Source organism: Microcoleus sp. FACHB-831 (assembly GCF_014695585.1).
GTDB lineage: Bacteria > Cyanobacteriota > Cyanobacteriia > Cyanobacteriales > FACHB-T130 > FACHB-831.
On record NZ_JACJON010000041.1, the window covers coordinates 13,988 to 38,868 of the forward strand.

Genomic DNA, 24,881 nt, shown 5'->3' on the forward strand with positions numbered 1-24,881 from the left:
CGCATTATAAATAAAATCTTATTACTTAGTTTTTTGTAGTTATATAGCTAAAATTCTATAATTTTAGTTGAAATTTTAGAAAAACAACTTTTTATTTTTTACATTATTACATTAGTTAAAATAAAAAAATATTAAAAATAAAGCGAAAACTTTAAAAATATTAATTAACAAATAAAAATGTAAATTTTGGTTTTATTAAAGTAGCTATAAATAAAGTAATCCTGGTATCAAGATGGTGTAAATTGAGCAATAAACTCATCTTATTCAATAAATACTTAAATAATTTTTGTAGAGCGATCGCAGTCTTCGCCCGATCGTCGCTTCGCTGCAAATCCACTAATTTATTGACCTTAATCGGGACATGCCCATCGAAACGAGGGAGGCTCCTGCTCTTTCTTGGCACCCTTCGTGTCTTAGCGCTTCAAAAATGCGATCGCCCGCCCGACCACAGTGAGTGCGATCGCACCCCCACAACCTCTAACCCGCGACTACCAACCTTGTCGCAGAGGTGGCCTGTTGTGTGATGTTTAGCCCCATACTTCTGACTGCACCAGGCTTTGGGCGATCGCCTGCTGTTTGCGATCGCCCCCCAACATGAGGAACTATGTTACAAACTATTAAGAACAGAGCCAGAGTGTGAACTAAATATCGCAAAATATTTCCGGAAGGGAGCTGGGTCAGCAACCTCCTGTATCCTCAGTAACCCTAATAAACGCAGAAAATACTTAAAGCTTCTCAGCGTCTAGGGACAAAAGCTGCTTGGGGAAAAAGACTCAGCAATAATTTGGTGAAAGCCATTTTCCACACATCTGGTTACATATTTTTTGGAGGAATCCATCGATGAGTATCGTCACGAAAGCTATCGTGAATGCAGATGCCGAGGCTCGTTATCTTAGCCCAGGCGAACTAGACCGGATCAAGAGCTTCGTCACCTCTGGTGAAAAGCGTCTGCGTATCGCTCAAGTGCTGACCGACTCCCGCGAGCGCATCGTAAAGCAAGCTGGCGACCAATTGTTCCAAAAGCGCCCTGATGTGGTTTCTCCTGGTGGCAACGCCTATGGTGAAGAAATGACCGCAACCTGCCTGCGCGACCTCGACTACTACCTGCGTTTGATCACCTACGGAGTAGTTTCCGGCGATGTCACCCCGATTGAAGAAATCGGTCTGGTAGGCGTCCGCGAAATGTACAAGTCTCTGGGTACCCCCATTGATGCCGTTGCCGAAGGCGTCCGCGCTCTGAAGAATGCTTCTTCTTCCCTGATGTCTGGTGAAGACGCATCGGAAGCTGGCTCTTACTTCGACTACGTGATTGGTGCTATGCAGTAGGGTGTTTCCCCTTCCCTGCTTAGGATTTGAACCAACAAAAACTACCGAGATAGGAAACAAGAAAAATGCAAGACGCAATTACTGCTGTTATCAATTCCTCCGACGTTCAAGGTAAGTACCTGGACACCAGCGCACTCGAAAAGCTCAAGGGCTATTTCGCAACTGGTGAACTGCGCGTTCGTGCAGCTACCACCATCAGCGCCAACGCTTCCACCATCGTTAAGGAAGCTGTTGCTAAGTCCTTGCTGTACTCGGACATCACCCGTCCCGGTGGCAACATGTACACAACCCGTCGCTATGCTGCTTGCATCCGCGACTTGGACTACTACCTCCGCTATTCCACCTATGCTATGTTGGCTGGCGACCCCTCCATCCTGGATGAGCGCGTGCTGAATGGCTTGAAAGAAACCTACAACTCCCTGGGTGTACCCATCGCCGCAACTGTGCAAGCTATCCAAGCAATGAAGGAAGTTACTGCTAGCTTGGTTGGTGCAGATGCTGGTAAGGAAATGGGCGTTTATTTCGACTACATCAGCTCTGGCTTGAGCTAATAGTCTAGCTAGGCGCGATGTTTGCGTGAGTTAAGGTCCGGGAAGTCGATGGTGAGTGCTAGCTTGTTAGAAGCTTGTCCTGCTCAGTGGGGTTGCAGATGAGTTTGAGCGATCTAGTATTTACTTTTGACTCCCGGGCTTTGAAGTGTTAGAGCGGTTGGAGAGCGTAGATTGCAGGGGCAACACGCGATCGCTCTTGCAGAATTTAAGAAGAGCCAAGGTTGGCGTATTCTAAAGATTGATTGACATTAAAAGTTTCCTCACCAAATCAGGAGAATTAACCCATGCGGATGTTCAAGGTAACAGCCTGCGTTCCCAGCCAAACTCGCATCCGGACGCAGCGTGAATTGCAAAACACCTATTTTACTAAGCTGGTTCCTTATGACAACTGGTTTCGCGAGCAACAGCGGATTATGAAAATGGGTGGCAAAATCGTTAAGGTTGAGCTGGCTACTGGCAAACCAGGTGCGAATACAGGACTGCTGTAACTTCCTGTTTAGACGGTAAGCTTTGAGGAGAGAGGTCATAAAGGCCTCTTTTTTGTTTATGGTAAATGGGGAAAGTAAAATTTTACTTTTGCCTTTTGACTTCTAGCCCCACTCACCAGCCTCTAGTTACCCATCGCCGTTACCTCTAGCCCCTGTGAACCTACGCCAACTAATTCCGTTTTTTGACCCTTCAGTAAAGGAATGGTCTTTAGAAGCCCGAATGTTACGGTGGCTAACATTCTTGTGGCTATTTATTGGATTAGTGGTTCTGTTCTCCGCTTCCTATCCCACTGGGGATGCTGAGTTTGGGGATGGACTTTACTACTTCAAACGACAACTTATCTCTGTAGCACTAGCTCTAGTGTTATTTAACGTTGTAGTTAATTCCCCCTTGCGTTACGTGCTGGGAATAGCTGATTGGTTGGTATTCCTGCTGTTGGCGCTACTTTTCGTCACCTTACTTCCGGGAGTAGGAACTACTACCAATGGTGCCACCCGCTGGATAGCCTTGGGGCCATTTCCAGTCCAACCCTCTGAGTTAATAAAGCCCTTCCTAGTGCTACAAAGCGCTCGCATATTTGGGCAATGGGAGCGGCTAACCTGGAAAGTCCGCTTAACTTGGTTAGGAATTTTTGCCTGCGTGCTTTTAGGAATTCTGCTACAGCCCAACTTGAGTACAACAGCGCTGTGCGGGATGACGCTGTGGCTGATTGCTCTAGCGGCTGGCTTGCCTTATTCCTACTTGGGAGGGACAGCCTTAGGCGGTTTGCTCATAGCCACTCTCAGTATCAGCATCAAAGACTATCAGCGGCGGCGCGTGATGTCCTTTCTCAATCCTTGGGCTGACCCCATGCAAGATGGATACCAGCTAATTCAAAGTTTACTAGCTGTAGGCTCTGGCGGAACTTGGGGGTCTGGGTTTGGGCTATCGCAACAAAAGCTCTTTTATTTGCCGATTCAGTACACCGATTTTATCTTTGCCGTCTTTGCCGAAGAGTTTGGATTGGCTGGCAGTCTGCTGCTGTTGTTACTAATAATGGCTTATGGAAGCTTAGCGCTGCTGATTGCCATAAAAGCCCGCAATGACGTTCACAGGCTGGTGGCTATTGGCGCAATGATTTTGATGGTTGGGCAGTCACTAATAAATATTGGCGTTGCTACGGGCGTCTTACCCACAACTGGGCTACCTTTGCCATTGTTCAGCTATGGGGGTAATTCCATGATCGCGAGTTTAATGGCAGCGGGGTTGCTAATTCGCGTGGCGAGAGAGAGCAATGAAGCCGAAGTGGTGTCGATGCAAGGGCGCAGGGGTGAAAATGGCCGCCGGCGGCGCGTTGTGCAGAAGCCGCAGGGATAAATCTATTTTGGATTTTATAGATGGGTAAGAGACGCGATAAATCGGTGTCTCTACAAGAATATGTTCAAGTTAACCTTGATAGGTTACTACTTAGCTTCACCAATGAGGGTAAAAGCTGCCCAGTCTTTGGGTGCGGGATGCTGTTTCATGGTGGTAAGCATTGCCTGACGAAGTGCTTTGGCTTTGTCGTCGTTGCGCCTGAAGTTGCGATAAAATTCTGTCATTAATGAGGCTGTGGGTGCGTCGGTTACTGTCCATAGGGAGAGTATGGCAGAGGGAACGCCAGCCGAAATTAGAGAGGTAGATAGTCCGATAACGCCATCGCCACCGATCTTGCCCTTCCCAACTTCACCAGCACTAATTACAACTAATTTAGCTCTCAGTTTTAAGTTTAAGATTTCGTTAGCGGTGAGCAAGCCGTTATCGGATCTTGCGGGGGAAAGAGCGATCGCTCCCGGTACTCCGTCTCTAATTTCTTTCAATATCCCCTGCGTTGCTAAATGAATTATCTTTGCTTTAGGCAATTGCTCCAACATTGCAACTTTGGTAGCGGCGTTACCCGTTAGGGGTTTTGTATTCCAAAGACGAGAAACTTCTAGAATTTCCTGTTCTGCTGTCGATATTGGCGCTAACTGCGTCGGCGGTTCCCCCATTTTAGAAGGAATGTTGGGAATAATAGGATTGCCCATCACCAACACTTTATCCCCTTTAGATTTTTCCCGCTGCTTGCGCGACAGTTCCAAAACTTGGATTCCAGGCGCAGTTAAAATTGTGTGCTTTTCAATTAAATACTTGCCGCTTTCATCTTGCAAAGCTGCGAAGGGAACTAAAAATAACGCTCCTTGCGGAATAAAAATAACTCTCGCTTCTGGTTCTTTTGGCAAAAATTCCGCAATTGGATCGATTAGCAATTTGTGGAGTTGTCGCAGTTTTGTTTCGGGAGTTGCTACAGCAGTTGACTTGGCAACTATACCGCGATCGCCTGCTGCACCAAGAGCTTCTCTACTACTAGCAACAAGTTCTTCTATTGTAGAAAGAGGAGCAATACCATCTTTCGATTGCAGATCGATCCGGCGTACCACAACTTTGCCTGTAGGTTGAATTGCCCAAACGAACAATTCTGAATCCTTTTGATTACTGTCTTTAATAATTGAATATTCAATAATCGTGGCTTTTTGTTGGGCAGCAATTTTTTGAATTTGCGCCAGTTTTGGTGCTTCGAGGGGAAGTTGCACAATTGATGGAGCTACGGTCTTTGTGAATAAATCTTTAAAATGTTTAGTACGCTGTTGTTCGGCAATTTCCAGGGCGTCCTCCGGCTGATTTTGAGTTATTAGGACTTGTTGCAGCAGACCATAGGTATTACTTTGCTCTTTAATAATTAATGCCTTATCGTTACTATCTGCTGGTTTTGATTCCCAAACATTAATTCCATCTAGTAATATTTTTTTGGCTTCTGGGTAATTTTGATTGCTGATATGAGTAAGAGCAATATTGTTTAGAGCCGTGCCAAGGGAAAGGCGATCGCTTGATTTTATCGCCAGGTCTGCCTGCTGCTGATATAACTCAACCGCCTTTTCAGGTTGGCCTAGCGATTTGTATGCTGCTACCAAAGCTTTTAGACTATTCGCTTCTCCCGCAGCGTCCCCAATTTCCCGCGAAACTACCAATTGCTGCTGATAAAAGTCAATTGCTTGCTGATATTGTCGCAAAAAATTATAAGCTTCTGCGACACGTTTGAGAGAATTAGCAATACCTGCCTTGTCGCCTAAATCTCGCGCAATTTGCAGTTGCTGCTGATAAAACTGAATCGCTGCTTCGTATTTTCCCGCAGCAACAGCAGCTTTCCCCAGATGATTTAAAATATTAGCTTCGTTTGCTTTATCGCCCAATTTACTAGCTCTTGCAAGCTGCTGTTGATAAAGCTCAAGTGCTTGTATATATTGTTTTTCGCGCTCGGAAACAATGCCCGTATTGCCCAAAAAAGCAGTTTCTCCTATAGGATTGCCGAGTCTTTGTTTAGCAATATGCGCTTGCTGTTGCAACTTCCTCGCTCGATCGTAGTCTGCCAAATAGAAGTAAGAATTGCTCAAATTGATTAGACTTTGAGCTTCACCAGCGCGATCGCCCAAGTTTCGGACAATTTCAAGCTGCTGTTGATAAAATTCAGTTGCTTGCTGATATCGCCCTAAAGAAAAGTAAGTATTGCCGATAATTCCTAAAGCATCGGCTATTCCTCTATCATCTTTGATATCTTGATAAAGTGTCAAAGCTACCTGCGTTGATTTTAATGCTGCTCGAAATTCACCATTTTTGTGCTGGTTTATTCCTTGGCGCAGAAGGGTATCGGCTTGGGCTTTAGCTTCAATTGGCATTTGCGCCAATAACTTGGGTGATGGGGGTTGTTTGATTTGCGGTTGGTAAATTTGCCCTTCTTCGCTACTACTTTGCTCCTGACTTCTGGCTTGAGAGTTTGTGACGGAACAGGTTAGTAGAGTAATAAGTGAGATAAGGATAATTTGTTGGGATTTCATGGCACTACTCCAAACTCAAAATTAATAAATTTATTATTTAAGACGCCATGCATCGCGTCTTAAATACTCACAACTTTAATCTGCTTTGCTTTCGTAGTGTAAATGCTTCCCAGTAGGAGGGGTTGGGATGTTATTTCAAAGTGGTTGGGATGAGAAGCGATCGCGATAGTCCGATGGCACCATTACCAGTGATTCTACCGCGCCCAGCGTTGCCAACACGGTTAATTACTGTACTGTTTTAGCCGGGGTTAAAGGCCGCGTCAATAAGTATTTGCTAGTTGACGGCGCTACCCTTGAAGGCGGGTAGTTTATAGCTGTGCGGACGCTTTGCGTATCGTCGATCTGTTCTCCAAGCCTGTGTGAGCTACAATTCAAGCAGAATAAGCATTCCACAAGCCAGCGCCCAGATGATTGAAACATTGCAAACACAGCTTTACGAATTACAACAATTTGCCGATAGCCTCGTTTCCACCCAGCTAACGCATCTCAGTTGGGTCAGCATCGGCGTGATTTTTGCTGCTGGGTTGCTAACCAGCCTCACACCCTGCATGCTTTCTATGTTGCCCATCACCATTGGCTACATCGGCGGATATGAAACTCAAAGTCGTCTAAGCGCAGCAGTGCAGTCAACTTGGTTTTCATTAGGGTTAGCAACCACGCTAGCAGCTTTAGGAATACTTGCAGCTTTACTCGGTAAAGTTTACGGCCAAGTTGGAGTTGGTTTGCCAATTATTGTCAGCATTGTGGCTATCTTGATGGGTCTTAATTTACTTGACGCACTGCCCATACAGTTGCCTTCTTGGGGTGGTTTGGATTGGATTTCTAAAGACTTGCCAAAAGGAGTGCGATCTTATTTGATTGGCTTAACTTTTGGGGTAGTTGCTTCTCCTTGCAGCACTCCTGTTTTGGCAACGTTGCTTTTTTGGGTTGCTCAGACAAAAGACTTGATTTTAGGGGCAGCTTTACTTCTATCCTACACAGCCGGATACGTGGCGCCCTTAATTTTAGCTGGTACGTTTACAGCCTCAATTAAGAAGTTGCTGGAGTTGCGCCAGTGGTCTGGATGGATTAATCCTGTTAGCGGGGTGTTATTAGTAGGATTTGGTTTATTCTCGCTGCTATCTCGGTTTGCCTAATTTGAACTAATTATCGAGTGCAGGGCTATTTTATTTTAAATAGCCTGTTGATGCGTTTAAAGCAAAAGCGAGACTTACTTAATCTGAAAGGTTTCATTATCAAAGGCTTATGCTTGATATTTGGTTTAATTCTAGAACAAGCTTTTTTAAAACTAGCAACCTGGGTTAACGATAGCAAGTCGCGCGATCGCTATATGCAGGGATAGAAATATCTGCCGTATTGGTGTTTTTTGTGAATATTACCCGCCTTGCATGAGAAAGCACTGCATAAAATCCCTATTAAAGATGGAAATACCTATAAAATCAATAAAGTTAGCCTTTATACCCAAGCACCAAATCCCCAATAGTTATAGATCCTATGAGCTTTGCTGAACTTGCAGCCCAGTTGAATGCTGGGACAATTTGGCCAGAGGGAATTGTAATTATTACCCTCCTGGTAGTTCTAGTCGGTGACTTGATTGTAGGGCGGTCGTCGGCCCGTTGGCTTCCCTATGTTGCGATCGCGGGTCTTCTTGCCTCCGTCGTCGCCCTGTACTATCAATGGGATAGCGCTAACACCATCTCATTTTTGGGTGGTTTCAACGGCGACCCCCTCAGTGTCGTGTTTCGCGGCATTGTTGCGCTCTCCGCCGCCGTCACCATCTTAATGTCCATCCGCTACGTCCAGCAGGCGGGCACATCTTTAGCGGAATTCATGGCCATATTACTCAGCGCAACAGTTGGGGGGATGTTCCTCTCTGGTGCGAATGAGTTGGTAATGATTTTTGTCTCGTTAGAAACTCTCAGTATTTCGTCGTATCTGATGACGGGATACATGAAGCGCGATGTCCGTTCCAACGAAGCGGCGCTGAAATATCTGTTGATTGGCGCTTCTAGTTCGGCAGTGTTTCTTTATGGCGTCTCCCTTTTGTACGGACTGTCAGGGGGAGAGACAATATTGAGCGAGATCGCAACTGGCCTCGCCGCCAACAGCAGCGCACAATCATTGGGTTTAGCGATCGCATTAGTATTTGCGATCGCTGGAATCGCCTTTAAAATCTCCGCCGTCCCCTTCCACCAGTGGACGCCCGATGTTTACGAAGGTTCTCCCACTCCAGTCGTAGCTTTCCTTTCAGTTGGTTCCAAAGCTGCTGGTTTCGCCCTCGCTATTCGACTAATGGTGACAGCCTTCCCACTCGTAACCGAACAGTGGCATTTTGTTTTCACCGCCCTCGCCATACTCAGCATGATTTTGGGTAACGTAGTCGCCTTGACTCAAACCACCATGAAACGCCTGCTAGCCTATTCTTCCATTGCACAGGCTGGCTTCGTGATGATCGGTTTGATTACTGGTACAGATGCAGGTTACTCCAGCATGGTGTTTTACCTGCTGATTTACCTGTTTATGAACCTCGGCGGCTTCACCTGCGTGATTCTCTTCTCCCTGCGGACGGGAACCGACCAGATTAGCGAGTACGCCGGACTATATCAAAAAGACCCGCTCCTAACCCTTGGCTTAAGTATTTGTTTGCTATCCTTGGGAGGCATTCCGCCCCTTGCGGGATTCTTCGGTAAGCTGTATCTCTTCTGGGCTGGTTGGAAAGCTGGGGCTTACGGGTTGGTGTTGCTAGGCTTGCTCACTACCGTGATATCGATTTACTACTACATCCGCGTTGTCAAGATGATGGTAGTAAAAGAACCCCAGGAAATGTCCGAAGCTGTGAAGAATTATCCAGAAATTCGCTGGAATTTACCCGGAATGCGGCCATTGCAAGTTGGGCTGGTACTGTCAGTTATTGCCACATCTCTAGCAGGGATTTTGTCTAACCCCCTGTTTACCCTTGCTAACAGTTCCGTCACCCGTACACCGATGCTGCACGCAACGGCTACTAGCACTCAAATTTCAGGAGAGGTTTCTAGCCAAATCAATGCTATAAACGTTGAGCCAACCATTAATTTGGAACCTCAGATCTAATAAACACAAGTTCGGTAATAGGTGAGAGGTAAGAGGTGTTACCAATTCCCGATTACCGATTACCCATTACCGTCTTTTTAGATATGCCTGAACCAAAATTTCGCAAACTTCACCGCAAACTTGCTCCCATTGTCTTCGTACCCCTAGCCTTAACTGCAATTACCGGGATCATCTATTCAATTGCAGATGAATGGTTGCATGTTGAAGGTGAAAAAACTAACTTATTGCTGGCTATTCATACAGGAGCGCTTCCGGGACTAGAGAAAGTTTACGCACTCTTAAATGGGTTGGGACTTATTGCGTTGATCGTAACTGGCCTGAGCATGACGAGTCTTTTCAGACGCCGACCCAAACGCGAAGCTGAAGGTGATTAGTTCTCAGCCTAAACTAGAAATTTTGCACGCTCAATAAGCGCCTGTTTGCTCAAATAAATAGCTTACAGGCGTTTTTTGTATATACTTGTATGCGTGTAAAATAAATAGCTAAATAAATGTTCAAATTAATCTAATTCAGAGTGTAGTTTCAACCACTAGGAGCGATCGCTATTACTATCAAAGCTTATTGTAGAGGCGGGCGATCGCGAACTTGATCGGCATTACCCGCCTGAACTAACTAACCTAGCCGCAGGGAAACTACTACAAATTACGCAACTTTGTTGGTGCGCTTGAGCCGGAAAACAGTACCGAAAGCACCCACCACCAACAGGCTCATTGTAGATGCAGGTTCCGGGACGGGTTGCGTACCTGGTTCTGAGGGAGTGACGACTACCTTGGAGTCAGGAGCGCAATACCCACCAGTCGAGGCCTGTATGTGCGAATCTTTTTGCCAAACCAAACCACCGCACCCTTTGTAAACATCGTTTAGCAAGTCGCTCTTGTTTTCAAATGAAAGGGATCCGTCAGGCGCAGAATTTTGCCAGTCGTACATGGAAAAAGCTCCGGCGTCTATACTCTTTATAAACTTAGAAGCTGTATCAAATTCAAAATCAAACAAAGATGATAAAGTTGAATTCTCTTGTTTGATTTTCCCATCTTGTATAAAGGAAATATTAAAAGAATCCAGTTGATTTTTGCCGATGGTTCCTGAGTAAAGTGTGTGATCGTAACTAAAAGAACCTAAAACCGTATACTCACTACTTCCATTAAAGCTAAAATTAAAACTGGCAGATTGAGCCGGATTAGACCAACCCAGGACAGTAGCAGTAGCAACAGTGGCGGCAACAGGAAACGCGCTACTAGCAGTTAAGGCTAATTTTTTTATAATATTAGATGTCATTCAATCCTCCCCAGTCGATTTACGGTTGTTAGTACGTTTACTATTAAACTCTCACCAAGCACTGAACTACATCCTCCACTTGCATCACCCAGTAGGGTGATGTTAGTCAAACTGTAAGCGTGCATTTTGCATTGGCGGCGCGGCTTCTTGAAAAGAATTTCACATAAAATAACGGCTTGCTTCTTTTTGCTTCTTTTGATATAGGAGATTAGTGTTATAAAATTTTTAGCTACTAGGGGCGATCGCGCGGCGTAAGTGCTGCTAAATTAAACAAGTAGCGAATAGCAGGAGAACGCCCCAGTGGGTTACGAAACTGACGAAACTTAAGCCGATCGAGACGGCAAACCGCGAACGAGATAACCAAAAATAAAAGTACACTGAAGAAGAATTATAAATGCTATCAATTTGGCGCGAGTTTCAGCCATTAGCGGCGATCGCTACTACCCCCACTGGCGCTAAAAAACTTCAGTCGCTTACTCAAGCTGCTGGTGCTACCCTGTGGGTTCCAGAGTCATGTTCAGAGATTTTAGAGACGTTAAATACAGCGTCTGTAGAGGTATATCACGGTTCTCTAAAAGACCACATAGCTAGTTTGTGGAATACGCACCGGGGCTTTATTTTCTGTTTAGCAACTGGTGCCGCAGTGAGATTGATTGCACCCCTATTACAAGATAAATCCCACGATCCGGCTGTAGTAGTTGTTGATGAAAACGGCAATTTTGTTATTAGTTTGTGCAGCGGTCATCAGGGAGGCGCTGATAAATTAGCAAGAGCGATCGCTCTCCAACTTAACGCAACTCCTGTCTTAACTGGCGCATCGACAGCGTTAGGATTACCCGGCATAGATGTCTTGGGTGTTCCCTTTGGTTGGAATCGAGGTGAGGGAGATTGGAATGCTGTTAGTGCAGCAGTTGCCAGACTTGAACCGATTGAAGTAATTCAAGAAGCAGGTTCTACTTTGTGGCAAAATCATCTCCCCGAACACCATCCGTTTCGCTTTTCTCAACTGGGAGAACGTGAGAATGGGGAGGAAGAGATAAACAACTCTTCAAATCAAAACTCACAATTAAAATCTCAAAACTTACCCAAGGCTAAAATTTGGATTACTACCGCAAATCAACACTTTTCATCGGAAGCAGGAGTGCCAAAAGTGCAGTGGCATCCAAGAGTTTTGTGGGTGGGAATTGGCTGCGAACGAGGGACATCAAAAGAGTTAATTGAGATTGCGATCGCGCAAGTTTGTCAATCTAATAATTTAGCCAGTAGTGCGATCGCAGGTATCGCCACAATCGATATTAAAGCTGATGAAGTTGGCTTAATTGAACTTTGTCGCGATCGCAATTGGCCTTTAAGAACATTCTCTGCTGAAATACTAAGCTCAATTACAGTACCCAATCCTTCATCTGTTGTAGAAGCAGAAGTAGGAACCCCCAGCGTCGCAGAAGCAGCAGCATTAAAAGCATCTAACTGTCAAAGTTTGTTAGTTGCCAAACAAATTTTCCGGTCTGATTCTGAAAGCTTAGGAATCGAAAACCCAAAATCGAAAATTCAAAATCTAAAAGGAGCCGTGACAGTAGCCATCGCTCAATCCCAAACCGAATACAGCGATCGCAACGGCAAGTTATTGCTTGTGGGCACGGGGCCAGGACAATTAGATCAGATGACTCCAGCCGCCCAAACTGCTATTTCCCAAGCTGATGCCATCATTGGTTATTCTCTGTATATTGACTTAATTTCTCCCCTGTTACGACCGGGACAAATTGTAGAAGCTTTACCAATTACCCAGGAGCGGCAAAGGGCTGAAAGAGCAATTGAGTTAGCAAAAACGGGTTTAACTGTAGCGGTCGTCTCTTCTGGAGATTGCGGTATTTACGGCATGGCTGGCTTAGTGTTGGAGGAATTGCAAACTAAAGGCTGGGATGGTAAAGATCCTGGAATTCAAGTATTTCCTGGTATAACTGCCCTGCAAGCAGCAGCCTCGCGTGTGGGTGCGCCCTTGATGCATGATTTTTGCGCTATTAGTTTAAGCGATTTGCTGACACCTTGGGATGTTATTGAAAAGCGGCTTATAGGAGCAGCACAGGCGGATTTTGTAACAGCGATTTATAATCCGCGATCGCAGACTCGTACTCAACAGATAGCGATCGCGCAATCTATATTCTTAAAATACCGCGACGCTAATACACCCGTAGCAATTGTCAAATCAGCTTATCGTCCAGACGAACAAATTACCCTTACGACATTGGAGAAAATGCTCGATATCCCCATCGATATGTTAACGACAGTATTGATTGGCAATCAAAGCACAAAGACTCACAGCGATTGGATGATTACACCAAGAGGATATTTAGGATTTGGCGACAAATCAAATAGTTAAGTGATAATTTGTAGTTGCCACTTGCAAGAATCCGGTCAGAACAAATATCGCCAACAATCCGACCGGATTTAATCTTATACCTGGCGATGCTTTACCGACGGTTGAAAAAGTAATTAAGCACGCTGGAAACAACAGTTAGCACAATTGAACCAAGCAAAGCAGGCATGAAACCTACAACTCTAAACCCAGGAGTGATACCGCTGCCGACGAACCAAAGTGTGAGCGCGTTAATGACAAATAGAAACAACCCCAGGGTGATAACTGTCAGGGGAAGTGTCAGAATCACCAAAATTGGTCGCACAATTGCATTAGCCAATCCTAGAACAACGGCGGCAATTAGGGCAGCAACAAAAGTTTTGACTATAAAGCCTGGTACTAGGTAAGCCGTAATCACCATAGATACAGCTGTAATCAGCCAGGTCAACAAGAAATTGGGCATAATTCTTCTCAATCGTTTTATATAAGCATTTTAACTCTTGTTTACTAAGTCATGTTTTCTTGAATATTCGCTAAGTTGTTTGGTTAATGATATCAAATCCGACCTTTACTTGATACGCACCTTGCATAGTGACGGAGTTCGTAACTTCGCCAAAACGCGCTATGGTATTTTGAGCAAGTTACCTTGTGGTTAAGTCTGCCTCGTTCCAAGAGGAATTTACATATTGGCACGGTGGCAGTTTTGGGGGGTGCTTTCTTAGCTGTGTATTGAACTTAAGCAGAATACAAGAGCGATACTTAAAGCCACTATTACGATGGATGCGGCTCCGAAGAGTCATGCACCATATTCCCAATGATTATATTCTTCTAGATGTGGGTTGCGGAAGAGCGCCAGTTTTTATAAAAGCGATTTCTCCTTATATCAGGCAGGTAATTTGCGTAGACTTTAAAGTAGAGAACACCCGTTTAATAATAAAGATATTATATTCGCAAAAAGCTAAATAAAACATTTACAGGAATTCCGAATTTTGAAGAATTAAATTACAATTACTCTTAATTAGGAGTAGATAATTTCTGTAATGTTAGGAAAAGTAGCCTATAGCATAAAGGTTGAACGAACATCACCAGCCCGCTCTTAAAAGCCGTACTAAGGAATAATCATTATAGGAGGAGTGGGGCAGAAATATTGTAGAAAAGTAGAGCGATCGCGTCTCGCTAGCCCTCTTTTTTAAATACATAACCACTCATAAATCATATTAGTGGATATTTTAGCGAGGCGACAGTATGCAGTAACATGAAATGTAAACCTATTTGTAACAAGAGCGGATTTATTTGCATGATATTTCGGCAACTGGCTGCATTCCTAATCGCCTTACTCCTCTTCTGCTATCCTTTATCGGCACAAGCAGCCGACACCCCCGCGCCTCCCTCATATAGCGGCGGTACGCTCACAGGTAGGGACTTTTCTGGGCAAAACCTCCAGATGGCGGAGTTTGCCAGTGCCAATATGCATATGGCAAACTTCAGCAATGCCGACTTGCGCGGATCTGTCTTCAGCACCTCCATAATGACGAGCGTAAATATGCATGGCGCAGATTTAACCTATGCGATGCTAGATCAGGTGAATTTGAATAGTGCAGATTTAACTGATGCTATCTTTCAAGAAGCGCTTCTACTACGTGCCATTTTTGGCGATGCAAATATCACGGGTGCTGACTTCACTGATGCGATCCTAGATGGAGCGCAAGTTAAGCAATTATGCAAAAATGCCTCTGGCGTAAATCCCAAAACTGGTGTTGCAACCAGAGACTCTCTTGGATGTCGATAATTTCCTAGTAAGAAAGGCGTGCTTGAATTAAAGACATTCACTTAAAAGTCAATTGTTGTCAATAATTTAAACAACGCGAATACTAATATCGACTAATTAACCTGCTCCCCATCTACTACATAGCTTGTAAGAGGTGAAACATGACGGCAGAGACTAATATGAATTTTCTGACTTTGCAGTTTGATGGGGAGCTTGAAAGGGATTTCTTAAAGGATTATTTCCACAAGTTTTTGCAGCAAGTAAGATTTGCTTTATTGGCTGGTACTGGCGTTTACGCAACTTATGGAATCTTAGATGCATTAATGGTGCCAGAGGAAAAATACAAGCTCTGGTTTATACGTTATGTAATAGTTTGTCCCTTACTTTTGGGAATTTTCTGTTTTAGCTATTCCCGCCAGTTTAGAAAATTTATGCAGGCATCCATCAGTTTAGCCGTTCTGCTAGCAGGATTTAGCATAATGCTGATGCCAGTGATAGTTAGAGAGCCTAATTATTTAAAAGATATATATGTTGCTTTAATGCTTTTAATTATGGCTACCTATACGTTTACTAAACTGAGATTTGCCTATGCCAGTCTAACGTGTTGGATTATAGTGGGTACTTATGAAATAGTAGCTATATGGGTCGAAAATTTTCCTCTAGCAAAGCTACTCAGCATCAATTTTGGGTTGGTTTCAGCAAATTTCATCGGGATGTTTGCCAGTTATTTACTCGAACAGTACATTAGAAGAGATTTTTTACAAAACCGTTTATTAAAAGAGGAACGAGAAAAGTCGGAGCGCTTAATACTTAATATTTTGCCAGCAGCGATCGCTTGTCAGTTGAAAGAAGATCACCAGACGCTAGCTGACCACTTCCCAGAAGCAACTGTATTGTTTGCTGATATTGTAGGTTTTACAAGTCTTTCAACCCGCATTGCGCCTATCCAAATGGTGGGTATGCTTAACGAAATATTTTCAGCATTCGATGGACTAGCTGAAAAGCATGGTTTAGAGAAAATAAAGACTATTGGGGATGCATATATGGTAGTCGGCGGCTTGCCGATTCCCAGACCCGATCATGTTGAGGCGATCGCGGAAATGGCCCTCGATATGCAACAAGCAATTAGCGATTTCAACACCTCAACTGGCGAACCATTTAGCATCAGAATAGGTATCAACACTGGCCCAGTTGTCGCAGGAGTAATTGGCATCAAAAAGTTTATCTACGATTTATGGGGAGATACCGTTAATACTGCCAGCCGCATGGAATCTCACGGCATACCAGGCAGCATTCAGGTGACAGAGGAAACTTATAAAGTATTGCAAGACAAGTATATATTTCAGGAGCGGGGTGCAATCCATGTAAAGGGTAAGGGAGAAATGCATACTTATTTCCTCAAACGCAGAAAAGTACACGCCACATTAGTTTAATCTTGTGAATGCGATTGTCGAAGGAAATCCTGTGGAATCTAAACAAGTCAAACGAGTAGGTGTAATTGGTGGGGGACAGCTAGCCTGGATGATGGCTGGTGCAGCCTCGTCTTTGCAAGTTGAATTGGTGGTTCAGACGCCCAATAAAACAGATCCGGCTGTTGGTATTGCATCTTCAACAATTTTTGCCCCAATTGATGACGGCGAGGCTACAGCAGAACTAGCGTCTCGTTGCGATGTTATTACTTTTGAAAACGAGTTTATCAGCTTAAAAGCATTAGAGCCATTAGCCCAACAAGGAGTTTGTTTTCGCCCCAGTTTAGAAGTATTAGCGCCCTTGCTAGATAAATATAACCAGCGCTGCTATTTGGAAGATTTAGGTTTACCTACCCCGCAGTTTATGGCGCTGGAGGGAGAACCTCCCACTCTAGGCGAGGGGAAAGATGCCCAGCCGATATCTATGAACAATCTGGATTACCCAGTTGTTTTGAAAGCTCGACGCGGCGGCTACGACGGTCAAGGGACTTTTATTATTAAAGATAGCGACGCATTGCACTCCACTTGGGAGCGATTGGGATATCAGCCAGTTTTGTTAGAAGAATTTGTGCCTTTTGAGCGAGAATTAGCTGCGATCGCCGCTCGTTCTGTGGAAGGCGAAGTTGTAGTTTACCCCATCGTGGAAACACAGCAAGAAGATCAAGTGTGTCGGCGCGTTTTAGCTCCAGCAGATATTAGCCCAGTTTTGCTTCAAGAGATACAAGCGATCGCCCGCACTTTCCTTAATAGCCTGCAAGCTGTCGGCATCTTTGGCATTGAGCTATTCTTAACCCAAGACGGCAAAGTTTTAGTCAATGAAATTGCACCCCGCACTCACAATTCCGGACACTTCAGCCTGGACGCCTGCGAAACATCCCAGTTTGAACAGCATCTCCGGACTGTTTGCGGTTTGCCATTAGGCAATACAGCCCTAAAAAGCGCGGGGTCGGTGATGGTAAATTTGCTGGGTTACGAACATTCTCATAATGATTATCTTGCCAAACGCCAACAGTTAGCCAATTTGCCTCAATCTCACGTGCATTGGTACGGCAAAAGCGAATCGCGCCCCGGTCGCAAACTAGGCCACGTCACCGTTTTGTTGGATACATCCAACCGCAGCGAGGCAATGGCGATCGCGCAAACGATAGAATCCATCTGGTACTCGCAACAGTAGGAGGAAGCGCCCGCACCTTGCCCTCATTGCTTCTCATCCTCTCCAGGCAACGATTTCCCCAATTATTTATCGTCCATCCACCCATCTCATCATCTGCCCTCTATAATGAAATAGGTTGGACGGCGACGTTGGTGACTGCCAATAACGTTTTTTGATCTATGCCTTTTCCTTAAGGGAACCGACACGTCTTAGCGGCAGTAAACCGGGCAAGTACCCGGAAACTTTAAGCATGGACAACTGGTACCCACCTGGTTCAAACCAGGTCATAAACTGAGGTAAGACGGCGTTGCGGTTCAGCTATTTAAGAAATAAAATCCCCTTGTCTACACGGCTGGGGGATTTTTGTATAAAAGTTTACTGAAAGTTTAAATTGTTGGTAATATCTCGTAATTAATAGCACAGAATTTTAGCCTCTTTATATTTAAGGTAAATTAGAGGCTACAAAGCGCTAACATGATAAAACTCGCATCTAACTTGGGTTAGAAAATAGACAGGTTGTCTCAACTATTAACTACTACAAAGTTTCCAGCAGATCTATTCAAGCTGGAAAACGGGTTGACTGTGATTCATCAACACCTGGCTGCCACGCCCGTAGTGGTGGTAGATGTTTGGGTGCGTGCGGGCGCGATCGCCGAGCCTGATGACTGGTCGGGCATGGCTCACTTCCTAGAACACATGATTTTCAAAGGCACCTCGCGCCTAGCTCCTGGCGTGTTTGACTCGGTGATTGAAAATCGCGGAGGAATGACCAATGCAGCTACCAGCCATGACTATGCTCATTTCTTCATCACTACGGCTGCTGAATATTTAGAAGATACACTGCCTGCACTGGCAGAAATACTCTTAAATGCTGGCATTCCAGATGATGAATTTGACCGCGAACGGGATGTCGTCTTGGAAGAAATACGCCAGAGCTACGACAACCCAGACTTCCTGGGATTCCAAGCTCTGATGGAAAGCGTTTACCAGTGCCACCCCTACGGACGCCCGATTTTAGGCACAGAGGAACAGCTAATGCTGTACACTCCTAGCCAAATGCGTTCGTTTCACCGTTATCACTACCAGCCAGAAAACATGACGGTAGCGATCGTTGGAGGGGTATCTAAAGAACGGGCGCTAGAACTGGTAAGCCAGTCTTTTGAGCGTTTCAGCCCACCCCTTGAGTGTCCTCTCAATCAAGCCGAGGCAGAACCACCACTCGCAGAAATTCGCCGTCAAAAATTATACTTGCCTAGAATAGAGCAAGCTCGACTGATGATGGCATGGACTGGGCCGGGTGTAGAACAGCTGCGGAGTGCTTACGGGCTAGACTTGTTATCAGTTCTGCTGGCATCGGGTCGGTCTTCGCGGCTGGTAAGAGAATTGCGTGAAGAACAACGATTGGTGCAAAACATCAACAGTAGTTTCTCTTTGCAGCGCGAGTCCAGTTTGTTTACAATTAGTGCCTTGTTAGAGCCAGAGCATATCGAGCTTGTGGAAGCCCTGATTTGTGAGGCTATCAAAGACTTGCAGACGATTACGGTAAGCGAGGTGGAACTGGAGCGTTACCAACGCTTGCTGTGTAATGACTATGCCTTTTCCACAGAAGCACCCAGTCAGCTAGCGGGGATGTATGGCTACTACAACACCATAGCTGAGGCCAAACTATCAGTGACATATCCTGAGCAGATTAAGTCTTTCGATCCTGCGGAAATTCGTCATCTGGCGCGTCAATATCTCTCTCCAGAACGTTATGCTGTCACCATCCTCCAACCTTGTTAGCCTTACCAAAGGTGGGATTGGGGATTAAGGATTGGGAATTAGGAATTAGGGATTGGGGATTAGGAGTCTCCAGTCCCGGATCGCTATTCCCCAGTCGCCAGAGTTGAGTTTTAAGTTGGAAAAGGATAACTTTGTGAATCAAGTTGGGACGCGATCGCATTTGCGAGATACCATCCATCGCACCGTTTTAGACAACGGTATGGTGGTAATAGCAGTAGAAAATCCAGCGGCGGATATTATCTCAGGTCGCATTTTTGTAAGAGCAGGTGGAAGGTGGGAACGGCGCGACCAAGCTGGTTTGTCTTACCTGCTCTCAGCCGTTCTTACTAAAGGCACTGATAAACTTTCCTCTCTAGAAATTGCCGAGCGCATAGAGTCAGTCGGAGCCAGTCTGGGTACTGATGCATCTACCGATTATTTTCTATTGAGTCTAAAAACAGTTGCGGCAGACTTTCCGGAAATTTTAGAACTAGCAGCACAACTGCTGCGATCGCCCAGCTTCCCAGAAGCCGAAGTCGAACTAGAACGGCGTCTTGCTCTCCAAGATATTCGTTCCCAGCAAGAACAACCATTTACAATTGCCTTTGACCAGTTGCGGCAGGCGATGTATCAGCAGCATCCCTATGCCTTATCAACTCTAGGAACGGAAGCCAGCATGTCGTCGCTATATCGTGGCGATTTGCAGCGCTACCACCAAACTTATTTTCGCCCGGATAATATTGTCGTTAGTATTGCCGGACGGGTGGCGCCAGAAGAAGCTATAGATTTGGTAAATCAAGCATTTGGCGATTGGCAGAGTCCCCCGCTACCCCTGACTGGACTGGATCTACCCAAGATTACCCCCAATCCCACTTGGATGGCTACAGCACAAGAGACGCAGCAATCAATAGTGATGGTAGGCTACCAGTCTCCATCGGTGCGAAACCCCGACTATGCTGCGATGAAGCTGATTAATACCTATTTGGGCAACGGTCTTTCCAGCCGCTTATTTGTGGAACTGCGGGAAAAACTAGGCTTGGCGTATGAAGTATCGGCTTTTTACCCCACGCGGTTAGATGCGTCGCAATTTGTGGCTTATATGGGCACAGCCCCGGAAAATACCGCGATCGCCCTCTCAGGCTTGCGGAAAGAAGTAGAACGGCTGTGTAACACCAAACTAAGCGTTGATGAACTGCAAGCAGCCAAAAACAAGCTGCTGGGTCAATATGCACTAGGCAAACAGACTAATGCACAAATTGCTCAGGTTTATGGTTGGTACGAGACTATAGGGTTGGGAATTGAATTTGATAGCAGGTTTAATGTCGAAGTTGCCGACGTAACAGCAGAAATGGCGCAAGAAGTGGCTTGCCGATACTTTATTGAACCTTATGTGTCTCTAGTTGGCCCATCAGCAGCAATAAATACCGTATCCTAAACGCGCATCGCTGCACCCTGTCTGTTAAGTTTAATGTCAGGTGTGGATAGGGTGAGCGGTGAGACCAATGATTTATCTAAAATCTGCATTCCCAGGATCTTATTTGGGAAAGAGGCAAAATCTAAAATTTAGCAAGCCATTTGTGGGAATATTGGGGTGTTTGTCGTTAATAACGCCCTTAATTAGTCCTTGGTGTCATTCTGGCGCGATCGCGGCTGATATCGAATACATCGCCCAGGCTAATCCCCCAACGGCAAGCAACCGACCAACTTTAAGAACGGGTAGCCGGGGCGTCGAAGTGTCGGAACTGCAAGCGGCTCTTAAATTATTAGGATATTATACGGGGCCAGTGAATGGCCTCTATGGAGACACTACCGCGATCGCCGTCTCCCGGTTTCAGCAGGCAGCGGGTTTAAAATCCGATGGGATCGTTGGCGCTACAACCTGGGATCGCCTGTTTCCATCGACTACCGTCGCAGCCACACCAGCAGCAGTTACGATACCCTCGGCATCACCTCTAATAACTCAGATACCCTCCCCAGCACCAACACCTAACTCAGCGGCAACTTTTCCCATTCCATCTGCTAGCCCAGCAGCCGTTCCTAGCAGTCCTGCGCCCAGACCAACTGCGCCCCCCCTCAGACCCATTACCCCCAGCAGAATTACCCCACAAAGCCGCACTACAACAACTGCTGCTAGCGCAGTCACCTCCAATCGTCAGACAACGCCCCGGAATTCATTAGCGACGCAGACAGCGACTAACTCGCCGTCGAAAACAGTAGATTTTCCAATTTTGAGGCTGGGGATGCAAGGTTCAGCAATAGCGACATTGCAACAACGGCTGCGATCGCTTGGCTTTTTAACCGTTAGGGTGAATGGCATCTTCGATGAACCAACCCAAGCCGCCGTCCAAGCCACTCAAAGGCGCTTCCGGCTTCAACCGGACGGTGTAGTTGGAACTGCAACATGGAACGTTCTGTTGCGTTAAGTAGTGGTTAATTTTTAGAGCGATCGCCCAGCAAGGTCTTCATACTCAGACCGGATTATCGCGCTTAATATCTGCACTGGTTATTGCCTAGAGCGATCGCCACAATGGGACATTTGTTCCCGTCAGCCATAAATTTCTAACCTCTAATCGCAAATTTATAACTAATATCAATCCTTAGATGGAGGAGATACTCCATTCTGTGGATAGAGTGACAACGAGTATTCCAGCCTTAAATTAGTATATAAGGACACGAGAAAGAAACTCTTGGGTAGCTAACAAAAAGAATTAGTAAACCCTGTAATTAACCGAGTGCAACTGTTGTCAAAAATATTCTTAATGTCCTCATTTAATAAAAGGAGATTTGCAAACAGCCATGTCAACTAATCACAATACTAATTCAAATAGCGATACGGTTAATAGTCCTAAAGACTATTCTAACGAAGGTTCTTACCGGGATGGCTACATTCACGGCGCGACTACCGAGCGACGTTTAAACGAAGAAAGCTATATTGAGAGCGAGCGCGGTACTGGTAATGGTTTGGTACTGGGCATAATTCTCGCAGCGCTCGCCGCTCTGGGTATCGGCTCTGCTTACGTTCTGACGCAGCGAAATGAGCCGGCTTCCCGCACTCAGCCTTCCACACAAATTATTCCCATTCCAGTTCCTAATAACAGCCAGCCTCAAAGAAGCGAACCTCAAAGCAGCAAAAAAGAGACAACGATAATTGAAAGAACCGTAGACAAAACAAAAGAAATTGTTCCGGTTCCTCAACAACAAGAACCAGCAAAACAAGCACCTACTACACCAGATATTAACATTAATCTCAACAGTCAGGAAAAACAAGATACTGACGCTAAAGCCTCCACCGAACCAACTCAAACTGGCGCATCTGACAAACAAGGTGCATCGGAAGATAAGTAACCGTAGCTACTCATAAACGCTTCAAATCTGCTCAGCAGATATTTTTTAACAATTTTCTTCTTTCATAAATCCATCAATACTTCCTGGCAAAAACTATGGCTAACCTACACAATCGCAACCCGAATAACCATGAAACTACTGGGGATAGAGACGGGCAAACTCCCACCAATAGCACCCCCACCAACTCAGTCAACCCGCATCCCGTCAACCCAGAGCCAGCTAATACAGTTTATCGGGACGGTTACGTTCACGGTCGTACTTCCGAGCGCCGCCTAAACGAAGATGGGCTAGAAGTTCGCGATAACAACAACGCTGCAAGGGGCTTATTAATTGGCATCGGTCTCACATCGCTGCTAGGTTTGGCCGCAGGTGCTGCCTTCTTACTCAATCAAAGACAGCCAGAGGCTCCCTCGTCAGTTGTAGTCCCCGTACCTGTAAACCCAGCTTCACCAACGCCTTCACCTTCAGCATCTGTTGCGCCGCAAAGCCAAACAATCATTAGAGAAAGAACCGTTGAGAGTTCTCCACGAGTGATTGTGGTTCCGCAGCAACAAGCTAGCCCTCAAGCAACACCAAAGGTTAACGTTAACGTTACCCAGCCAAAAGCCAGCCCTCAACCAGCGCCAAAGGTTAACATTAGTGTTCCTCAGCAACCAGCAGCAAGTCCGGCTCCACAGAACACGACTATTAATGTAACGCCTAGTTCACAGAGCCAGAATCGTTCGGGGGCTTCCGGCGCTGATACATCGGGTTCAAGCACAAGCCGGAACCAAACTCGGACGGAGACGACTGACTCTAGTTCATCGCCTGCTAGAACCGGGGGCACAAATGGAACGGGGACGAGCAGCGGTAGCCAATCGGGTGGTACTAACTCCACCTCGCCTGCTGGTGGAACCGGGACCTTGAATGGAACGGGGACGAGTAGCGGTAGCCAATCGGGCGGTACTAATTCCACATCGCCTACTGGCACTGGAACCAGCGATTTTAATGGCAATGGGACGGGTAATTCCAACGTTGATACGCCAAATTCCAGCATTCAAAGTTTGCCAAATTCCAGCATTCAAAGTTCGCCTACTGGAACGCAAAATTTGAATGGTTCAGGAAATAACGGCTCTACAGGCACAGGTACAGGTACTGGTACAGGTACGACGGGTACAGGTACGACGGGTACTGGTACAACTGGAACCACATCGGGTAGCGGTTCTACCTCGGGTGGTGGAACTGGTTCAGGCCAATAGATTTTAAACGCGCTTAGTACTTAGTAGCCCCCTCTAAATTAGAGGGGGTTTTGTTTTGTATGGTGTAAGTGAACAAATATTCGCTAAACATTTCAAAAGATAAAAGGCTATGAACTTTAGTAAAATAATGGGTTGGTTCAAAGATGCAAGTGCTAACTTAAAAGCAGGCACAAAGAAGTAGAAACCTTCAGAACAATCTTCGGATTTGAGCCTGTGCCTCCCGCTCGTATCCAACGCAATTCCTAATCGCTGTAGCATCTCTAAAGAAGTAGCATTGCGCTAGTAGGCTGATTTAGTTAGCGATCGCAGCTATTAAAGCGCAGCTCTAGAATTGCTGTCTGATTCGACAGCAAGATGCAGAAGTCAGAAGAGGTTAGTTGCGAATTCAGTCCACCGTATTAGAGTTAACTTTTTGTCCTTTCTATTTGTTGAGTCCGCTGACAGTTCATTTCTCGTTCCATAAACCCGCCTTTCTCCTGGCGGGTTTTGCGTTTTTAGGGCATTAAGATAAGTGACAGAATATTTGAATTGCTTGCCAAATTTCAGGTAGGACGTTACCGAGGGCGTGATCGCTCTCTAGTTCAATTAACTCCACCCAAGGACGTTGAGTAGCAAATTCTTGGCTAGCTGAAATGGGGATAACTTCATCTTCCCGACCGTGCAGTATTAAGGTGGGAATTGGACGCTGTAGCTGTTCGTCTTGATACTGCGCGGCGTCTAGAACGAATTGATAATTTAGGGGGAGCGATCGCTTCTCGCCATAATGATAAACAGATAAAAATTGCTCTGTCTGCCAGCGTTGCAGTTGTTCTTCCCCCAATTTAGGCAACCAGTGAGAGAGAAACCCAAAAGCTGGAGCAAGTAAAACTAAGCGCTGCACTTGGGGATATTTTTGTGCCACCCATGCAGATGTTAAACCGCCTAAACTCGAACCAATTAAAGTTACTGGCATCCCATCGGAGGGGAATTCCGCAGCGACTTGTTGAAACTGGCGCGTTAGAGTTAAGCCAGAGAAATCACCTTGATTGAGATCGGGGATAGAGAGGGGAATATCCAGGGAAGAGAAGCGATCGCGCACATACAATGCTTTAGCAGATAGCGGACTAGAAGCGAATCCATGCAAATAAATGTAACTTGTAGTATGCATCCCAATTGGCTTGTACTTAGTGGGAA

General features: G+C 45.6%; 21 protein-coding genes, 1 other RNA gene and 1 pseudogene. 17 read left to right on the forward strand and 6 right to left on the reverse strand.

The window, feature by feature from the left end; genetic code table 11:
* Positions 1-477 precede the first annotated feature (477 nt).
* Positions 478-684: a hypothetical protein gene (locus H6F77_RS11185; RefSeq protein ID WP_190488389.1), complete on the reverse strand. Its 207-nt coding sequence runs from the start codon at positions 682-684 to the stop codon at positions 478-480.
* Positions 685-840: 156 nt separating this feature from the next.
* Between H6F77_RS11185 and apcA the strand changes: the two genes are divergently transcribed.
* From apcA to H6F77_RS11205, 4 genes are all read left to right on the forward strand, one after another.
* The gene (apcA, locus tag H6F77_RS11190; protein WP_190488390.1) at positions 841-1,326 is read left to right on the forward strand and encodes an allophycocyanin subunit alpha; all 486 of its coding nucleotides are present in this window, start codon (positions 841-843) and stop codon (positions 1,324-1,326) included.
* A 65-nt stretch (positions 1,327-1,391) separates the two neighbouring features.
* A complete protein-coding gene (gene apcB / locus H6F77_RS11195) occupies positions 1,392-1,877 on the forward strand; it encodes an allophycocyanin subunit beta (RefSeq protein WP_190488392.1) in 486 nt (161 codons plus the stop codon).
* 284 nt (positions 1,878-2,161) lie between these two features.
* Complete coding sequence (locus H6F77_RS11200; protein WP_190488394.1) at positions 2,162-2,365, forward strand: phycobilisome linker polypeptide; 204 nt, start codon at positions 2,162-2,164, stop codon at positions 2,363-2,365.
* A 154-nt stretch (positions 2,366-2,519) separates the two neighbouring features.
* Complete coding sequence (locus H6F77_RS11205; RefSeq protein ID WP_190488396.1) at positions 2,520-3,722, forward strand: FtsW/RodA/SpoVE family cell cycle protein; 1,203 nt, start codon at positions 2,520-2,522, stop codon at positions 3,720-3,722.
* Positions 3,723-3,808: 86 nt separating this feature from the next.
* Here H6F77_RS11205 and H6F77_RS11210 read toward each other — a convergent pair whose 3' ends face one another.
* Positions 3,809-6,256, reverse strand: a complete 2,448-nt coding sequence (locus H6F77_RS11210; RefSeq protein WP_190488398.1) for a CHAT domain-containing protein — start codon at positions 6,254-6,256, stop codon at positions 3,809-3,811.
* A 407-nt stretch (positions 6,257-6,663) separates the two neighbouring features.
* Between H6F77_RS11210 and H6F77_RS11215 the strand changes: the two genes are divergently transcribed.
* From H6F77_RS11215 to H6F77_RS11225, 3 genes are all read left to right on the forward strand, one after another.
* Positions 6,664-7,392, forward strand: a complete 729-nt coding sequence (locus tag H6F77_RS11215; protein WP_190488496.1) for a cytochrome c biogenesis protein CcdA — start codon at positions 6,664-6,666, stop codon at positions 7,390-7,392.
* Between the two features lie 358 nt (positions 7,393-7,750).
* Positions 7,751-9,346 (forward strand): NAD(P)H-quinone oxidoreductase subunit N, encoded by a 1,596-nt coding sequence (locus H6F77_RS11220; protein ID WP_190488400.1) that lies wholly within the window; start codon positions 7,751-7,753, stop codon positions 9,344-9,346.
* Positions 9,347-9,381: 35 nt separating this feature from the next.
* Positions 9,382-9,720: a hypothetical protein gene (locus H6F77_RS11225; protein WP_309228833.1), complete on the forward strand. Its 339-nt coding sequence runs from the start codon at positions 9,382-9,384 to the stop codon at positions 9,718-9,720.
* A gap of 268 nt (positions 9,721-9,988) precedes the next feature.
* Here H6F77_RS11225 and H6F77_RS11230 read toward each other — a convergent pair whose 3' ends face one another.
* Together H6F77_RS11230 and H6F77_RS28350 are read right to left on the reverse strand one after the other, a co-directional pair.
* Positions 9,989-10,621: a PEP-CTERM sorting domain-containing protein gene (locus H6F77_RS11230; protein ID WP_190488402.1), complete on the reverse strand. Its 633-nt coding sequence runs from the start codon at positions 10,619-10,621 to the stop codon at positions 9,989-9,991.
* A 232-nt stretch (positions 10,622-10,853) separates the two neighbouring features.
* Positions 10,854-10,985: a hypothetical protein gene (locus H6F77_RS28350; RefSeq protein WP_255515723.1), complete on the reverse strand. Its 132-nt coding sequence runs from the start codon at positions 10,983-10,985 to the stop codon at positions 10,854-10,856.
* Between the two features lie 30 nt (positions 10,986-11,015).
* On the opposite strand from H6F77_RS28350, the gene cobJ reads away from it, so the two are divergent.
* Positions 11,016-12,998 carry a precorrin-3B C(17)-methyltransferase gene (gene cobJ, locus H6F77_RS11235; RefSeq protein WP_190488404.1) on the forward strand — a complete coding sequence of 661 codons (1,983 nt, stop codon included), beginning with the start codon at positions 11,016-11,018 and terminating at the stop codon, positions 12,996-12,998.
* A 91-nt stretch (positions 12,999-13,089) separates the two neighbouring features.
* Here cobJ and H6F77_RS11240 read toward each other — a convergent pair whose 3' ends face one another.
* Entirely contained in the window at positions 13,090-13,437 is a 348-nt protein-coding gene (locus tag H6F77_RS11240; RefSeq protein WP_190488406.1) for a phage holin family protein, read from the reverse strand.
* Positions 13,438-14,271: 834 nt separating this feature from the next.
* Between H6F77_RS11240 and H6F77_RS11245 the strand changes: the two genes are divergently transcribed.
* From H6F77_RS11245 to H6F77_RS11285, 9 genes and pseudogenes are all read left to right on the forward strand, one after another.
* On the forward strand, positions 14,272-14,763 hold the full coding sequence (locus H6F77_RS11245; protein ID WP_190488408.1) for a pentapeptide repeat-containing protein: 492 nt from the start codon (positions 14,272-14,274) through the stop codon (positions 14,761-14,763).
* Positions 14,764-15,530: 767 nt separating this feature from the next.
* Positions 15,531-16,175: pseudogene (locus H6F77_RS28860) on the forward strand (adenylate/guanylate cyclase domain-containing protein); the annotation flags it as partial.
* 4 nt (positions 16,176-16,179) lie between these two features.
* Positions 16,180-17,385 carry a 5-(carboxyamino)imidazole ribonucleotide synthase gene (locus H6F77_RS11255; protein WP_309228834.1) on the forward strand — a complete coding sequence of 402 codons (1,206 nt, stop codon included), beginning with the start codon at positions 16,180-16,182 and terminating at the stop codon, positions 17,383-17,385.
* A 114-nt stretch (positions 17,386-17,499) separates the two neighbouring features.
* Positions 17,500-17,684: non-coding RNA, 6S RNA (ssrS, locus tag H6F77_RS11260), on the forward strand.
* 196 nt (positions 17,685-17,880) lie between these two features.
* Positions 17,881-19,146: a M16 family metallopeptidase gene (locus tag H6F77_RS11265; RefSeq protein WP_190488412.1), complete on the forward strand. Its 1,266-nt coding sequence runs from the start codon at positions 17,881-17,883 to the stop codon at positions 19,144-19,146.
* A gap of 199 nt (positions 19,147-19,345) precedes the next feature.
* Positions 19,346-20,560, forward strand: coding sequence for a M16 family metallopeptidase (locus H6F77_RS11270; RefSeq protein WP_199321292.1), 1,215 nt, complete (start codon positions 19,346-19,348; stop codon positions 20,558-20,560).
* A 67-nt stretch (positions 20,561-20,627) separates the two neighbouring features.
* Positions 20,628-21,548: a peptidoglycan-binding domain-containing protein gene (locus H6F77_RS11275; RefSeq protein WP_242022075.1), complete on the forward strand. Its 921-nt coding sequence runs from the start codon at positions 20,628-20,630 to the stop codon at positions 21,546-21,548.
* Positions 21,549-21,921: 373 nt separating this feature from the next.
* Complete coding sequence (locus H6F77_RS11280; protein WP_190488425.1) at positions 21,922-22,470, forward strand: hypothetical protein; 549 nt, start codon at positions 21,922-21,924, stop codon at positions 22,468-22,470.
* 95 nt (positions 22,471-22,565) lie between these two features.
* The gene (locus tag H6F77_RS11285; RefSeq protein ID WP_190488427.1) at positions 22,566-23,708 is read left to right on the forward strand and encodes a hypothetical protein; all 1,143 of its coding nucleotides are present in this window, start codon (positions 22,566-22,568) and stop codon (positions 23,706-23,708) included.
* Positions 23,709-24,210: 502 nt separating this feature from the next.
* On the opposite strand, the gene H6F77_RS11290 is transcribed toward H6F77_RS11285, so the two are convergent.
* Positions 24,211-24,855, reverse strand: coding sequence for a YqiA/YcfP family alpha/beta fold hydrolase (locus tag H6F77_RS11290; RefSeq protein WP_190488429.1), 645 nt, complete (start codon positions 24,853-24,855; stop codon positions 24,211-24,213).
* Positions 24,856-24,881: the final 26 nt, after the last annotated feature.